Consider the following 14,882-nt stretch of genomic DNA (forward strand, 5'->3'; position numbering starts at 1 on the left):
CCAGAATTGCAGCTACAATACTCGGAGCCAGAAACGTACCAGTTTCAAGAAACATATCCGCCAGAGTTGGAAGCTCCAAACCTGGAAGATGTTCAAAGGCTATTAAGTCAGCTTGAAGCAAGCAACCCAGTGGCTGAGTTGGATATTGATAGTATTCTTGAACAAAATACGATTGATATTGCAGCAGAGATAAAAGCGGCTGAGCCTGAGGTACAAACCTTTAGTGAGGTGCCTGAGCTTCAGGGTGTTGAGGAAATACAGGACTGGGTGATTGATGAGCCAGTTTTTGAGGAAGCTCAACCAGAGGCGGATGAACCTCACGCAGTGATCGAACAAAGTATCAATATAGAATCGAACGTCGATACTGAACTCGAAACACAAGCAGATTCCGATATACCAACGGTCTGGAAGAGTACGAAGCGAAGTGAGGACTTCCAAGTTCTTTACTTTGATGTGAATGGTGTCACGTTTGCTGTACCTCTTGATGAGTTAGGTGGTATTCATCGCATTAGCGAGCTTAACCATTTGATAGGAAAACCCGCCTGGTATTTGGGGCTACAAACAAATCGCGAGCAACAGTTTGATGTCGTCGATACCGCGAAATGGGTGATGGCAGATAAGCTTCGTGATGATAGCTATAAAGATAACTACCAATATGTCGTCATGCTTGGTGAGAGCATGTGGGGGTTGGCCAGTAACCAATTAATGGGGACTGAAACGCTTAATATCGACAAGGTTCGCTGGCGTGAGCAGGCGGGTAAACGCCCTTGGCTAGCGGGCATGGTAAAAGAAAAAATGTGTGCCTTAATTCATGTCCAGGCGCTCATTGACATGCTAAACGCCGGTTTAGATGTCAAATCACTGAATTAGATTTAAGTCGGGAACGACATTAACGAGGATTAACTATGTCTCAAGCTTTTGAAGTAGAAGTGAAGAAAGATGCATCGAATGACGAAGTTCTTCAGTGGGTGACGTTCCAGCTAGAAGAAGAAACGTACGGCATCAACGTAATGCAAGTTCGTGAAGTACTTCGATATACTGAAATTGCCCCTGTTCCAGGTGCACCAGATTATGTACTTGGTATCATCAACCTACGCGGTAATGTAGTTACTGTTATCGATACACGTTCACGTTTTGGCCTGATGGAAGGCGAAGTCACCGACAACACTCGTATTATTGTGATCGAGTCTGAGCGTCAAGTGATTGGTATCTTAGTAGATAGCGTGGCAGAAGTCGTTTATCTGCGTTCTTCTGAAATTGATACGACGCCTTCAGTTGGTACCGACGAGAGTGCGAAGTTCATCCAGGGTGTGAGCAACCGTGACGGCAAGCTTCTTATCCTTGTGGATTTGAACAAGCTGCTAACAGATGACGAGTGGGACGAGATGGCTCACCTTTAATGGCTGAATGATGATGGCTGAAGAGACTCTTTTATCTGCTCCATTCCTTGCGGGTGGCGTCGCTTTTATCGTGTTAGTATTGGTTGTTTTGCAACTGCGGATTCGCTCGGGGTTACAAAAGCAGTTAGACCAACAACGAGCTCAATCTCGACACGCAGATAAAGAAGTGCAAAAGTTGAGTAAGCAGTTACTCGAAGTGCGCTCGGTTGTCGTTGGTCTTGGGCAAAAAGTGACGGAGCAACAAGACATTATTCAGCACTTAAACGAGAGAATTCGCGAACTCGAACACGCTGATACTGATGGTCGCTTGTACAGTCGCGCTTCTAAAATGGTACAGCTTGGCGCTGATATCAACGAGCTGATTGAAGAGTGCGAACTACCAAAAGCCGAAGCTGAGTTGATGCTTTCACTGCAGAAGAAACTGGCAGGGAAAGAGAAGATTCCACCATTAAGTGGTCAGCCATCAGATGACGCAGAATATCCAGCGCGTGGACGTCGTCGACGCTAAAGGTTATCAAGCGATAAAAAAGAGGCGTTATTACGCCTCTTTTTTTGTTTTTAGCCGCTAATGCTCTTCTTAAATACACCCCTAGATAACCTTCAGTCGATCTTGCTCTTAGCTCTGGCCTCTCAAATTCAAAATGAGCGCTTATAACTACTTATAGTTAATTTTATTAAAGTGTGATGATTAATTAACAAAAATACATGAACTTACATGTAACCTAGCCCTCTTATCCTGTTTTGTCATAACTAAGCTGTGCTAATATAGCGGCTCGTTCATTTTTTAGTTGAAGCTCTATGTTAGAAGTGTCTAACCTGACAGCAATCCGTGATGAAAGGGTTCTGTTTGAAAACCTGCAGTTTGAAATTAAGCCTGGTGAATTGGTCCAGATCGAAGGGCGTAATGGTACTGGTAAAACTACATTGCTACGGATTGTGACAGGGTTAGGTGATAGAGAAGAAGGTGTCATTAAATGGAAAGGCGAAGAGGTTGAAAAATCTCGTGATGTTTTCCATCAAGATCTGCTTTTCTTAGGACATCAAACAGGAGTGAAACGAGAGCTTACCGCATTAGAAAACTTACGTTTTTATCAATCTATTCAAAATAATCGCTCTTCAGACGAAGAAATCTTCATCGCTTTGACTCAAGTAGGATTAGCTGGCCGAGAAGATGTGCCTGTAGCACAACTTTCCGCAGGTCAGCAACGACGAGTCGCATTGGCAAGGTTATGGCTCAGTAAGCAAATTTTATGGATCTTAGATGAGCCGTTGACTGCCATTGATAAGCAAGGTGTCAAGGTGCTTGAATCTTTGTTCGCAAGTCATGCTGATAATGGCGGTATTGTTGTGTTGACGACGCATCAAGATATGTTTGCGGACAGCCCGAAACTTAGAAAAATAAAGCTGGGTGACTGATATGATTTCCTCGATGACCAACATCATTCGTCGTGAGCTCTTAATCGCATTTCGCCGTCAGGCAGACATTCTGAACCCGCTGTGGTTCTTTATTATTGTCATTACTCTCTTTCCTCTGAGTATTGGACCAGAACCTAATTTGTTAGCACGTATTGCAGCGGGCATCGTTTGGGTTGCCGCATTGCTGTCCGCCTTATTATCATTAGAGCGTCTATTTCGTGATGATTTTCAAGACGGTGCACTAGAACAAATGATGCTAATGCCGATTCCATTGCAACTTGTCGTGGTTTCAAAGGTCATAGCACATTGGTTGTTAACAGGGTTACCTCTGATTTTAATTAGCCCATTATTGGCGGTTTTACTTTCGCTCGACTTCAATACTTGGCTATCGGTTGTATTAACCTTGATGATCGGTACACCAACACTAAGTTTTATTGGCGCCATTGGTGTGGCGTTGACTGTTGGGTTGCAAAAGGGTGGCGTTCTTTTGAGTTTGCTTATTCTTCCGCTCTACATCCCAATTTTGATTTTCGCAACATCGGCAATTGATGCTGCGGCACTCGGTATGGCGTATAACGGTCAACTAGCGATTTTAGGTGCGATGCTAATGGGGGCGATGACATTAACGCCTTTTGCCATCAGTGCCGCATTGCGAGTTAGTGTTAACTAACTCAATAAAGTGCCAATGAAGTGGCGCTTGATCAAAGAATTATTATTAAAGCACTGCTACGGTCTCAACCCTTTAGACAGTGTCCCTGAAGTAAGAGTGAGAACAAAACATGTGGAAATGGCTACATCCTTATGCCAAGCCAGAAGCAGCTTATCGTTTGAGTGGTAAGTTTCTGCCTTGGTTTTCTGTATTGGCCCTCGTATGCTTATCGGTTGGTACGGTTTGGGGGCTTGCATTTGCGCCTTCAGATTACCAACAAGGTGACAGTTTCCGAATCATCTACATTCATGTCCCATCAGCTATTTGGTCTATGGGCGTTTATATGTCGATGGCGATCGCTGCATTTATTGGCCTAGTATGGCAAGTTCGCCTATCTGATATGGCGGCACTTGCGATGGCTCCGATTGGTGCAGTATTTACTTTTATTGCTCTACTTACAGGTGCTGTTTGGGGCAAGCCTATGTGGGGCACTTGGTGGGTATGGGATGCCCGTCTTACATCTGAATTGATTCTTCTATTTCTCTACCTTGGTGTGATTGCGCTTTACCATGCGTTTGACGATCAAAAAACCGCCGCAAAAGCTGCTGGTATTTTAGCGATCGTAGGCGTAGTAAACCTACCTATCATTCACTTTTCCGTGGAATGGTGGAACACGCTTCATCAAGGTGCGACGATCACGAAATTTGAACAACCTTCTATTTCATCCGACATGCTTTGGCCGTTATTGCTGAACATCTTTGGCTTTGCGTTCTTCTTTGGTGCCGTGACGATGGTCCGTTTTCGTAACGAAATCATCAGTAAAGAAAGTCACCGCCCTTGGGTGCGCAAACTCGCAACAGAACAAACTCAGTGAGGTAACTGATTATGCATTTTGAATCTCTGAGCGACTTTTTTGCCATGGGTGGCTACGCATCATACGTATGGAGTGCGTTTGGTATTACTTTCTTATCCATGCTGATTCTTCTGATCACTAGCCTTCGCCGCGGTGATGCATTATTGAAAGAAGTGAAAGCAAAAATTGACCGTCAAGCTCGTATCGACGCAGCGAAGAACATGGAGAACACCTTATGAACCCGAGACGTAAAAAGAGGCTAGGTATTGTACTAGCGATCTTTATCGGTATTAGTGCCACCATTGGTTTGATACTTTATGCGCTTAACCAAAATATGGACCTTTTCTATACTCCAACGGAATTGGTTAATGGTAAGCCAGATGGCACCAAGCCAGAAGTAGGCCAGCGTCTGCGTATCGGTGGAATGGTGGTTGTGGGCTCAGTTCGTCGAGATCCTAATTCTTTGAAAGTGAGTTTTGACCTGCACGATGTCGGTCCGAAAGTGACGATTACCTACGACGGTATTCTTCCTGACTTGTTCCGTGAAGGGCAGGGTATTGTTGCTCAAGGCGTACTGAAAGATGCCACGACAGTTGAGGCATTTGAGGTCCTAGCGAAGCACGATGAAGAATACATGCCACCAGAAATTGCAGAAGCGATGAAGAAAACGCATGAACCGCTTCAATACAGCACCGAACAGATACAAGGAAGCGGCCAATGATTGCTGAAATCGGTCACTTTGCTCTCATTCTTTCGCTTGCAATGGCAGTGCTGTTGAGCGTATTGCCATTGTGGGGAGCATCGAATAATAACACCATGCTCATGAACACAGCGCGACCGCTATCTTGGTCTATGTTCCTGATGCTGTTGTTCTCTTTCGCCATTTTATGTTGGGGATTTTATACCAACGACTTCACGTTACAGTATGTAGCGAGCAACTCGAATAGTCAGCTTCCTTGGTACTACCGTTTAACCGCAGTATGGGGTGCGCACGAAGGTTCACTGTTGCTATGGGTGTTAATCCAAGCTGCTTGGACTGTCGCTGTAGCGACGTTTAGTCGTGGTATGCCGCAAGAGTCGGTTGCACGTGTACTTGCTGTTATGGGAATGATCTCAGTGGGTTTCCTACTGTTTATCATCCTAACGTCAAACCCATTCCTACGTACGTTACCGTTCTTCCCGGTTGACGGGCGTGACTTGAACCCTCTGCTTCAAGACCCTGGTTTGATTGTTCACCCGCCAATGCTTTACATGGGCTATGTTGGTTTCTCGGTTGCATTCTCTTTTGCGATCGCATCCCTAATGACCGGACGCCTTGATACGGCTTGGGCTCGTTGGTCTCGTCCTTGGACAACCGCAGCATGGGTATTCTTAACACTTGGTATCGCACTAGGTTCTTGGTGGGCTTACTACGAACTTGGCTGGGGTGGCTGGTGGTTCTGGGACCCAGTAGAAAACGCATCATTCATGCCTTGGTTAGCGGGTACCGCATTAATGCACTCTCTTGCCGTGACAGAAAAACGCGGCACATTTAAAGCGTGGACGGTACTATTGGCAATCTCTGCATTTTCGTTGAGTTTGTTGGGCACCTTCTTAGTCCGTTCCGGTATTTTAGTATCGGTGCACGCGTTCGCGTCTGACCCGTCGCGCGGTATGTTTATTCTAGGCTTCCTCGTTTTCGTTATCGGCGGCTCTTTATTGCTGTTTGCCGTAAAAGGGGCAGCAGTGCGTGTACGAGGTAACTTCGACTTAGTCTCACGTGAAAATGCGCTCTTAGCCAACAACGTATTACTTATCGCCGCTCTTGTTGTGGTGTTAGTGGGGACACTGTTGCCGCTCGTACACAAGCAGCTTGGTTTGGGGTCGGTCTCTATCGGTGCGCCATTCTTTGATATGCTATTTGCGTGGTTAATGATGCCATTTGCTTTCCTGCTTGGTATTGGCCCTCTTATTCGTTGGAAGCGAGACAATTTATCTAAACTTGTGAAGCCAATGCTCGTTTCAGGTGTGCTTGCTTTCGCCTTGGCCGCGCTATGCGTGTACCTGTTTGCTGATTTCTTCTCAACCATGGCTTACATTGGTTGGGTGATGGCGATTTGGATTATTGCGATGCATGGCTTTGAACTGTACGAGCGCGCAACGCACCGTCATAGCTTTAGTGAAGGTGTTCGCAAGCTGCAACGTAGCCACTGGGCAATGATGTTGGGTCATGTTGGTCTGGCGGTATCTGTTATCGGTATTGCGATGGTACAGAACTACAGCATCGAGCGTGATGTACGTTTAGCACCTGGCGAACACTTCCAAATTCAAGGCTATGATTTCTACTTCTCAGGCTTGCGTGATAAAGATGGTCCAAACTACGATGGCTACATCGCAGACTTTGAGATCACACATGATGGCAAATACGTGAATACGCTTCACGCAGAGAAGCGCTTCTACCGTACGGCTAAGTCTATGATGACTGAAGCAGCCATTGACCGTGGTATTAGCCGCGACCTATACATTGCAATGGGTGAACGTTTAGACGACAACCGATCTTGGGCTGTTCGTATTTACTATAAACCGTTCGTTCGTTGGATTTGGGCTGGCTCTTTGATTATGGCATTAGGCGGCGCACTAGCGATTTCTGATAAACGCTACCGCTTCCGTAAATCGCCGAAGAAAAACGCGAAGTCAAAAGAGCAGGAGGCATAACATGAATAAGAAAATCTTATTTATTCCGCTTGTCGCTTTCATGATTCTAGCGGGCATTTTCGCAACCCAATTAATGCGTAACCAAGAGGGCGATGATCCAACTAAATTGGAGTCGGTTTTGGTTGGTAAGCCTGTTCCTGAATTTCACTTAGAAGATCTGGCTGAGCCTGGAAAACAGTACGACCAATCAATTTTTAAAGGTGAACCGTTGCTCTTGAACGTTTGGGCAACGTGGTGCCCAACGTGTTATGCAGAGCATAAATACCTAAACGAATTGGCGGGTAAGGGCGTTAAGATCATCGGTATGAATTACAAAGATGATCGTAATAAAGCAATAGGTTGGCTGAATGATCTCGGCAACCCGTACTTGATCAGCCTATTTGATGGCAGTGGTATGCTTGGCCTTGACCTTGGCGTTTATGGTGCTCCAGAAACATTCATTATTGATGCAAATGGTGTGATTCGCTATCGCCATGTAGGGGATGTAAACCCACGTAATTGGTCAGAAACACTGGAGCCGCTTTACAACAAATTGGTTGAGGAGGCGAAGCAATGAGAAAGCTAATTCTTGCCGTTTTTGCTGCGATGACATTATCTCTTGCTGCTCATGCGGCCATTGAAGTGTACGAGTTTGATAATTTGGAACAAGAACAGCAGTTCAAAGAGTTAAGCCATACGCTCCGTTGCCCTAAATGTCAGAACAACACGATCTCGGATTCTAACGCTGAACTTGCTCAGGACTTACGCCATAAGGTGTACGAAATGACCAAAGAAGGTAAGTCCAAAGATGAGATTGTTGATTACATGATCGCCCGTTACGGTAACTTCGTGACTTACAACCCACCATTTACGGTCGCGACTGCGATTTTGTGGCTAGGGCCACTCGCTGTAGTACTGGGTGGTTTTGGTTTGATTGTACTGCGTAGCCGTAAATCTAAAGTTAAGGCAAAAGCGAGCAGTGACGAGCAATGGGATGAGCAAAAAGAAGCTCGTTTAAAAGCATTGCTTGAAGAAGAGAACAACGGAGATAAGAAGTAATGACACTATTTTGGATTTCCACCGTTGCTCTCACGCTTATTGCTTGTGCGCTGGTGGCTTTGCCGCTGCTTAAACAAAAAGCGAACAATGATGATGTGTTACGCGATGAGCTCAACAAGGCATTTTATAAAGACCGACTATCTGAGCTTGCAGAAGAAACTGACGAAGGTCTTGTTGAAAGTGAAGACGAACTGATTTCTGATCTAAAGCAATCACTGCTTGACGATATCCCTGGTGATAAAGCGCAAAAAGAAACCAAGGTTTCTCCAATCGCGGTTTTAGTTCCATCGGTAATTCTGACGGTGGTGCTGAGCTATGGTTTGTATTATAAATTTGGCGCGTCAGACGATATTGTTCAATGGCAAGAAGTGTCTGCAAATCTACCTGAGTTATCGAAAAAGCTGATGTCGGCTTCTTCTGAGCCGCTGAGTGACGATGAAATGGCGGATTTGACCCTTGCGCTTCGAACTCGCTTACATTACCAGCCGGAAGACTCGACAGGTTGGTTACTGCTAGGTCGTATTGCGTTAGCAAATCGTGATGTCACCACGGCTATCGATGCGATGGAAAAATCATACCGCCTAGAGCCCAAAGATCCTGATGTGATGTTGGGTTATGCACAAGCTCTGATGCTGTCTCAAGAGGAAATGGATCAAGCGACGGCTCGCTCATTACTCGGCAAGCTGATGCAGCAAGACTATGTCGACCTGCGTGTGTTTTCTTTGTTAGCGTTCGATGCGTTTGAGCGTCAAGACTTCCCGGCAGCCATCAAGTATTGGGGAATCATGCAGCAAATGATTGGTCCAGAAGATAGCCGCTACGAGATGTTGTCACGCAGTATTGAGAGTGCCCGTAAGCAAATGGGCGAAGCGGTTTCACCGGATAAGAGTGTAGCTGTGACAATTAATGTGACACCAAATGCTCAGTTGGATCCAAACGCAGTTCTGATTGTGTCAGTACATCGTTCAGATGGCTCTCCAATGCCTGTGGCTGCTGCTCGTTATCCGCTAGGTACTTTCCCTCGCACAGTCGTATTAGATGATGGCAATGCCATGATGCAAGGGCAAAAGTTATCTTCACTCGATAAGCTAATCGTCCGTGTGCGTGTAGATTCTGACGGTAACGTAGCAACGCGTGATCAAGATTGGCACGGAGAAAGTGACGTCGTTGAATTTGGCGCACCAGTAGAAGTGACCATTGATCAGCAGTATTAATTGTTAACATCTGTCTCTGAAACATGACAACGAGGTAGAGTCAGTTGCCTTTAGTGGTATGACTCTAAACGATCGAGTAGAATACCGAAGGCCAGCGATTGCTGGCCTTTATTTATTCCCATATCTGAGTCATCTTTACTATGTATCCTGCTCAACATACGTACTATGGTTAATCGGGGTGACTTAGGTACATTAATAGTCGTTATGGAAAATAAAATGTATAACAAGGGTAAATCTACCTTCTTGTTGCTGTTAGCCGTTGGACTGGTTGGCTGTTCAAGTGCGCCTGATGAAGCAGTAACAGGACAAGAAACAAATCAAACGACTTCTGATGTGTATGACCCGTTGGAAGGCTTTAACCGAACCATGTGGGAACTCAACTACGAATATTTAGATCCGTATTTGGTTCGTCCTGTATCACTTGCGTATGTAGAATACACGCCAGTTCCTATTCGTTCTGGTATTGCTAACTTCTTATCGAACTTAGATGAGCCAGCAAGCATGGTTAATAACTTAATCATGGGTAATGGTACGAAAGCCGTGGACCACTTTAACCGTTTTTGGATTAACTCGACGTTCGGTATTTTCGGTTTATTCGATATTGCAAGTGCCGCGGGTATTACGAAGTACGACGAGAAAGCGTTCAGTGATGCAGTAGGCCACTATGGTGTTGGAAATGGTCCTTACTTCATGGTTCCAGGTTATGGTCCGTATACCTTACGTGAAGTGACAGATACCGTAGATAGTACGTATTTACCCCTCTCTTATCTCAACTTCTGGGCGAGTTTGGGTAAGTGGGCGTTTGAAGGAATGGAGAAGCGTGCTTTATTAGTACCGCAAGAAGCGCAGCTAGACTCGTCGCCGGATCCATATATTCTAACTCGCGATGTTTATATCCAGCGTCAAAACTTTAAAGCAGAAGTTGAAACGGTAGAAGAAGTTAACATCGAAGAAGAAGAGTATTTAGATGAATATCTAGAAGACTTTTAAGCGTTGTTCTTCATAATCGAGAAATGAAAAAAGGCTTAGCTGATGCTAAGCCTTTTTTGTATTTTGCAGCTTGGTTAGAAACGGTAGTTTGCTTGAACACCGATTAGCCAAACATTACCCGTAGTTTCGCCTACAAATTGGCCGCCGACTTGTTCTGCAGTGTCGTCTGACTTGTAACCACGAGACTCAACGATTGGTGCGTCTTTCGCAAAAATATAGGTGAAGCCAGCGTCTAGGCTGAAGTCTTTCGTCCAATCGTACGTTGCGCCAATACTTAGCCAAGTGCGGTCAGTTTCTGGAATAGTAATCGTGCGGTTTTTGTCGCTTACCGCTGAAGTATCGTATGCAATACCAGTGCGTAGCGCTAGCTTAGGATCAAGCTGGTAAGTAGCACCAACAGCAAAGCGATAGTTGTCTTCCCAGTTTTCTACTTTAACCATATGCGTGCCAGCAGTATTTAGACGTGCTTCCAATTTCTCGAAAGAGCTCCAATCCGTCCAGTTAACGCTTGCGTGTAACGCAAGTTGGTCTGTTACTTGGTGGAAGCTTGCCAACTCAGCCGTTGCAGGCAGGTTTAGATACATGTAGCCGTTGTCGCGCTCAGAAGTACCGAAGCCAAAACCAAGACCTTCAGCATGGCCTTCAAGCTTCAGTTCAACTTCAGATTTGTACGCGAAGCCGATACGGTTATTTTCATTGATCTGCCATGCTGTACCAACTTGCCAGCCCCAAGCGGTATCGTCACCTTCCATGTATTTTAGAGCGGTACCTTGAGGAACACTGATTGGTTGATTAGTTTCAGGATTTAACCCTACAACGTTATTCTTAGGAGCTGCTGCGCCAAAGCTGCCTTCGCCGATGATGTAACGGATACCACCACCAACGCTGATCGATTCATTGACTTTGTAAGCTGCGTTTAAGTTCGCTTCCATTGTCGTTACGCTTGCTTCGTTACCAAAGTGCGATGCACCAAAGCCTTTACCTAAATCGGTTTCCATGCCGTAGTTGGTGCCAAATGCCAAACCAATCGCGAATTTCTCATTATATTGGTGTGATAGGTAGAAGTTTGGAATGATTGCATCATGTGCGAAGTCATCTGAAGATGCAGAAGAAGTGCTACCGTGGAAGTTTACATCACCTTCAATATCAATATTTGGGTTCACATAGATTGCACCAACGGACACTTGAGTGCCTTCCAAATAAGTTAGCATTGCTGGGTTACGCCATTGTGCACTTGCGTTGTCAGCCATTGCAGCTTCACCAGCATATGCTCGACCTAGGCCTGTTGCAGAATATTCAGCAAGTTGGAAACCTGCTGCGTTAGCCATGCCCGTTGTGCCAAGTAGGCTTAATGCCACTGCTGTTGATAGAAGAGTCTTGTTGGTTTTCATTCGAATGTTCGCTGATTTGTTTATAACGTGGGACGAAAGTTTAAAGGTAGAGTTTTTACTTTAGAAATGAAAATCCAGCGCAAGTGGTCATTTGGAATATTATCCTTTCAAATATTATTTATGTGGTTTAATAATCTAACTGTGAAAGGCTTGTAAACGGAATTCAGCGAACAGCTGTGCGTCCTAATTGTGAGATTTAGATACACGTGTTCACTCAAATTGAGTGGGCAATAAATCGCAGATATGAAAAAAGGCTGGAAATCCAGCCTTTTATATAAAGTATTTTTCTACTAACTAACAGCGAAGCGTTTAGAAGCTACGGCTGTATTGTAAGCCGAATAGAATTGCATCAGCATGAGTTGTTGCTGTTACACCGGTAGAAAGACCAGGAGCTAATTGAGTATTCTCATTAACTTTTACATCTTCACCTAACAAGTACGTGAAGCCAAAATCGATGTTTGAGCTATTATCAATATGGTAAGAGAAACCTGTGGAGAACCACTGGCGATCTGAGTCTGGTACCGAGATAGACGTTACTTTATCTTGAGCGCTTGTGTCGTACATGTAACCAGCACGAAGTGTCCAGTTGTTGTTTAGGTAGTAAGTACCACCAATTGCGTAGTGCCAGCCATCTTGCCATTGATAGTCTTTCGAGTAACCACCTTTAAGTAAACCCTGATTTAGGTTCTCAAAATCAATTTGGTCGAAATCTTTCCAGCCGATGTATTGGATGCTGTAGTGTACAGCAAATTTAGTGTCTTGGATTTTGTGGAAACCGGAAAACTCGGCCATATCTGGTAGAGGTAGCGTGATTTCCTGACCTTTGTCGTCTTTCGCCGTAAATTCAGGGCTGTAACGATACGCTAGACCAAAACGGTTGTTTTCATCTAGTTCGTACACAGTACCTACGTTAAAACCAACAGCCCAACCATCAGCTTTATCTACGTCCAGAATTTTTTGACCGCCAACCCTTGGGACTGAAGAGCTAGTTGTACGCTTCATTGTGCCTTGGCCGTAGATTAAATCTAAACCAGCACCAAAGCTCCATTGTTCGTTTAAACGGTAAGAACCCGCCAATCCAAAGTTGAAGCTTTTTACATCCGTAAGACCACCGTACTCTTTTGCGGTGTAGTTATCTGAAAATTCAGTTTTAGTGCCGAAATTAGAGTATGCGTTTACGCCCCATGCAAACTTGTCATTTACTGGAACGATTAGGTGAATGTTTGGAGCTATTGACGTATCACCCACATCATCAGTATCAGCAACACTTACAGTATTGGAGCCCAAAGGAGTATTAACGTTATATTTCGCATCTTTCACTTCAATCATTGAAGTAATGCTTTCGAAACCTAGCGACAGTTCCATTTTATCAAACAGAGCCATTGCTGCTGGGTTACGAGCCATTACTGCTGCATTATCTGCGATTACCGCATCACCAGCAAATGCACGGCCGATGCCAGTTGCTGATTGAGCGTTGATTTGGAAACCCGCTGCCATCGATTGACCTGAGGCAAAAGCTACCGTTACTGCTAGGAGAGTCTTTTTAAACAGACGCGTGTTCTGAGTCATTTGTTTTTCCTTATTAGATTCGTCTCTTTGGACGATAAATTGAGCTTTTGCTCAGTGGCGCAGATAGTAGTATCAATAGTTGCTTGGACAAATCCGACCATTGGATAAAATTGAATAAAAATTGCAGAAATGATGTCTAAAAGACGGGAAATTGCACTTAAAATGCATAATTTAGAGTTTAAGCTCTAAATGCGATAGGGGTGGTGAATGTTTTGTGTTCTATTTATACAAAAATGCCGCTAAATAAGATCATTTAGCGGCATTTAACCTTTTGAAGGCTGGAAATCGTCGAAGTTGTTACATCGGCTTAATCATTGATGCAAGAGTCGTAGCGAGCGCATCAATATTTTCACCTTCTTCCCCGACTAAAATCAGGCTTGAACTCCCGACGGGCTGAACGATTCCGGTCATGCCATCCTTACTAAAGTCGGTACTTTGTTCGCTTGGAATACCAGTAATAAATAACGTTACTTTACCTTTTGGACCTTGGAACACCATATGCACCGCATTGGATTCGCCAAAACCGCAGTGGTTTAGGTAGTAAACGTGATATGGAAAGTTTTCACTAAACTGGTAATGAAATGGCGACATTTTCGCATTAATTTGCGAGCTCGGTACATCCTCATCAAGATGACGAACAAACGGTTCTTCATGAATAACGTGTTTCATCGCGGTATCCGCTAAACTGGCTTGTGCTGGAGACACCAAAACATTTCCCCAGTTTACTTGGCCAACTAATAACCCTGCGGTGAACGCAATAGAAGCGGCAAGTGCCATTGCTTTGCGGACAAAGTTTGGTCTTACGACCTTCTCTTCATCAAGTGCACTCGACGTCTGGCTAAATAAAATCTTATCTGCGAGATCTTCGGGTACATCCACATTCATGGCTTGTTTAATTTTTACATCGAGATCCAAAACGTCATCAACAAACTTATTGTTGGCGTCGCTACCAGCTAAAGCTTGCAGAATCTCTTCATCCTTTTGTTTTGGATCCGACAAAATACGACGACGAAATTCTAAATCATCCATTCTTTTGTCCTCTCTTGGTATCTTGAGAATCCAACATCTCTTTAAGTTGATTACGAGCGCGAAATAGTCGAGTCATCACTGTGTTTTTATTTAAATCAAGAATGTCGCCAATCTCTTCTCCACTGAAACCACCGACAACTTGGAGAAATAAAGGCTCACGGTATTCAACATCGAGCTTCATGATCTGTGCCTGCAGCCATTCTTGCTGATGATGTGAGTCATCGCTGACTTTAGCATCATTGCCGTAATCATCGATATCAACTAAATCAAATTGTTTACGTTCGAAGCGGCGCGCATTTTCTCGTCTCAATATTGTGATGAGCCAAGACTTGGCAGCTTTTTCGTCTTGGAGGCTATCGAGTGACTTCCAAGCTCTAAGACAGGTTTCCTGAACTAGATCTTCCGCGACCGCTTTATCTTTGCACAACCAATATGCGTAGCGGTACAAGTCACGATGATACCCTCGGACGAGCGCTTCGTATTTTCTTTGCTTGTCCATATCAGAGTTGACCGGACTGTTGGAATTTTTCTTTCCAAACATTTTTAATATGGCCACAGGAGCCTCCATCCTCGCTCTGTGAGTTTCTTACTTGTTCTGAGCATGACTTTACTTGTTTCATCGCTTAGCGGTTTTGGTTG

At 44.6% G+C, this 14,882-nt stretch carries 17 protein-coding genes; 13 read left to right on the plus strand and 4 right to left on the minus strand.

What is annotated here, in order from left to right:
* From R7070_RS18215 to R7070_RS18275, 13 genes are all read left to right on the plus strand, one after another.
* The coding region (locus R7070_RS18215) for a chemotaxis protein CheW (protein ID WP_318141268.1) at positions 1–870 on the plus strand (870 nt) is incomplete at its 5' end.
* Positions 871–905: 35 nt separating this feature from the next.
* Entirely contained in the window at positions 906–1,400 is a 495-nt protein-coding gene (locus R7070_RS18220) for a chemotaxis protein CheW (protein WP_005380507.1), read from the plus strand.
* Positions 1,401–1,413: 13 nt separating this feature from the next.
* Entirely contained in the window at positions 1,414–1,908 is a 495-nt protein-coding gene (locus tag R7070_RS18225; protein WP_025998721.1) for a DUF2802 domain-containing protein, read from the plus strand.
* A gap of 290 nt (positions 1,909–2,198) precedes the next feature.
* The gene (ccmA, locus tag R7070_RS18230) at positions 2,199–2,816 is read left to right on the plus strand and encodes a cytochrome c biogenesis heme-transporting ATPase CcmA (protein WP_005380511.1); all 618 of its coding nucleotides are present in this window, start codon (positions 2,199–2,201) and stop codon (positions 2,814–2,816) included.
* Between the two features lies 1 nt (position 2,817).
* Positions 2,818–3,486, plus strand: a complete 669-nt coding sequence (ccmB, locus tag R7070_RS18235; protein ID WP_256900663.1) for a heme exporter protein CcmB — start codon at positions 2,818–2,820, stop codon at positions 3,484–3,486.
* A gap of 109 nt (positions 3,487–3,595) precedes the next feature.
* Entirely contained in the window at positions 3,596–4,339 is a 744-nt protein-coding gene (locus R7070_RS18240) for a heme ABC transporter permease (protein WP_005380513.1), read from the plus strand.
* 11 nt (positions 4,340–4,350) lie between these two features.
* Entirely contained in the window at positions 4,351–4,557 is a 207-nt protein-coding gene (gene ccmD / locus R7070_RS18245; RefSeq protein ID WP_005380515.1) for a heme exporter protein CcmD, read from the plus strand.
* On the plus strand, positions 4,554–5,039 hold the full coding sequence (gene ccmE / locus R7070_RS18250; RefSeq protein ID WP_025767177.1) for a cytochrome c maturation protein CcmE: 486 nt from the start codon (positions 4,554–4,556) through the stop codon (positions 5,037–5,039). The genes ccmD and ccmE overlap by 4 nt, the downstream gene beginning before the upstream one ends.
* Positions 5,036–7,012, plus strand: coding sequence for a heme lyase CcmF/NrfE family subunit (locus R7070_RS18255; RefSeq protein WP_017635943.1), 1,977 nt, complete (start codon positions 5,036–5,038; stop codon positions 7,010–7,012). The genes ccmE and R7070_RS18255 overlap by 4 nt, the downstream gene beginning before the upstream one ends.
* 1 nt (position 7,013) lies before the next feature.
* Positions 7,014–7,568 carry a DsbE family thiol:disulfide interchange protein gene (locus R7070_RS18260; protein ID WP_005380518.1) on the plus strand — a complete coding sequence of 185 codons (555 nt, stop codon included), beginning with the start codon at positions 7,014–7,016 and terminating at the stop codon, positions 7,566–7,568.
* Entirely contained in the window at positions 7,565–8,050 is a 486-nt protein-coding gene (locus R7070_RS18265) for a cytochrome c-type biogenesis protein (RefSeq protein WP_005380519.1), read from the plus strand. The genes R7070_RS18260 and R7070_RS18265 overlap by 4 nt, the downstream gene beginning before the upstream one ends.
* Positions 8,050–9,264, plus strand: a complete 1,215-nt coding sequence (gene ccmI / locus R7070_RS18270; protein ID WP_104979591.1) for a c-type cytochrome biogenesis protein CcmI — start codon at positions 8,050–8,052, stop codon at positions 9,262–9,264. The genes R7070_RS18265 and ccmI overlap by 1 nt, the downstream gene beginning before the upstream one ends.
* Positions 9,265–9,480: 216 nt before the next feature.
* The gene (locus R7070_RS18275) at positions 9,481–10,254 is read left to right on the plus strand and encodes a VacJ family lipoprotein (RefSeq protein WP_005380523.1); all 774 of its coding nucleotides are present in this window, start codon (positions 9,481–9,483) and stop codon (positions 10,252–10,254) included.
* 74 nt (positions 10,255–10,328) lie between these two features.
* On the opposite strand, the gene R7070_RS18280 is transcribed toward R7070_RS18275, so the two are convergent.
* From R7070_RS18280 to R7070_RS18295, 4 genes are all read right to left on the minus strand, one after another.
* Positions 10,329–11,645, minus strand: coding sequence for an outer membrane protein transport protein (locus R7070_RS18280; protein WP_005380525.1), 1,317 nt, complete (start codon positions 11,643–11,645; stop codon positions 10,329–10,331).
* A gap of 309 nt (positions 11,646–11,954) precedes the next feature.
* Entirely contained in the window at positions 11,955–13,214 is a 1,260-nt protein-coding gene (locus R7070_RS18285; RefSeq protein ID WP_005380526.1) for an outer membrane protein transport protein, read from the minus strand.
* Between the two features lie 297 nt (positions 13,215–13,511).
* Positions 13,512–14,243, minus strand: a complete 732-nt coding sequence (locus R7070_RS18290; RefSeq protein WP_033907380.1) for a DUF3379 domain-containing protein — start codon at positions 14,241–14,243, stop codon at positions 13,512–13,514.
* Positions 14,236–14,811: a sigma-70 family RNA polymerase sigma factor gene (locus tag R7070_RS18295; protein ID WP_005380528.1), complete on the minus strand. Its 576-nt coding sequence runs from the start codon at positions 14,809–14,811 to the stop codon at positions 14,236–14,238. Before R7070_RS18295 ends, R7070_RS18290 begins: the two co-directional genes overlap by 8 nt.
* Between the last annotated feature and the right edge of the window lie 71 nt (positions 14,812–14,882).

The organism is Vibrio sp. 1557, from assembly GCF_033340175.1.
GTDB classification, from domain to species: Bacteria; Pseudomonadota; Gammaproteobacteria; order Enterobacterales; family Vibrionaceae; genus Vibrio; species Vibrio alginolyticus.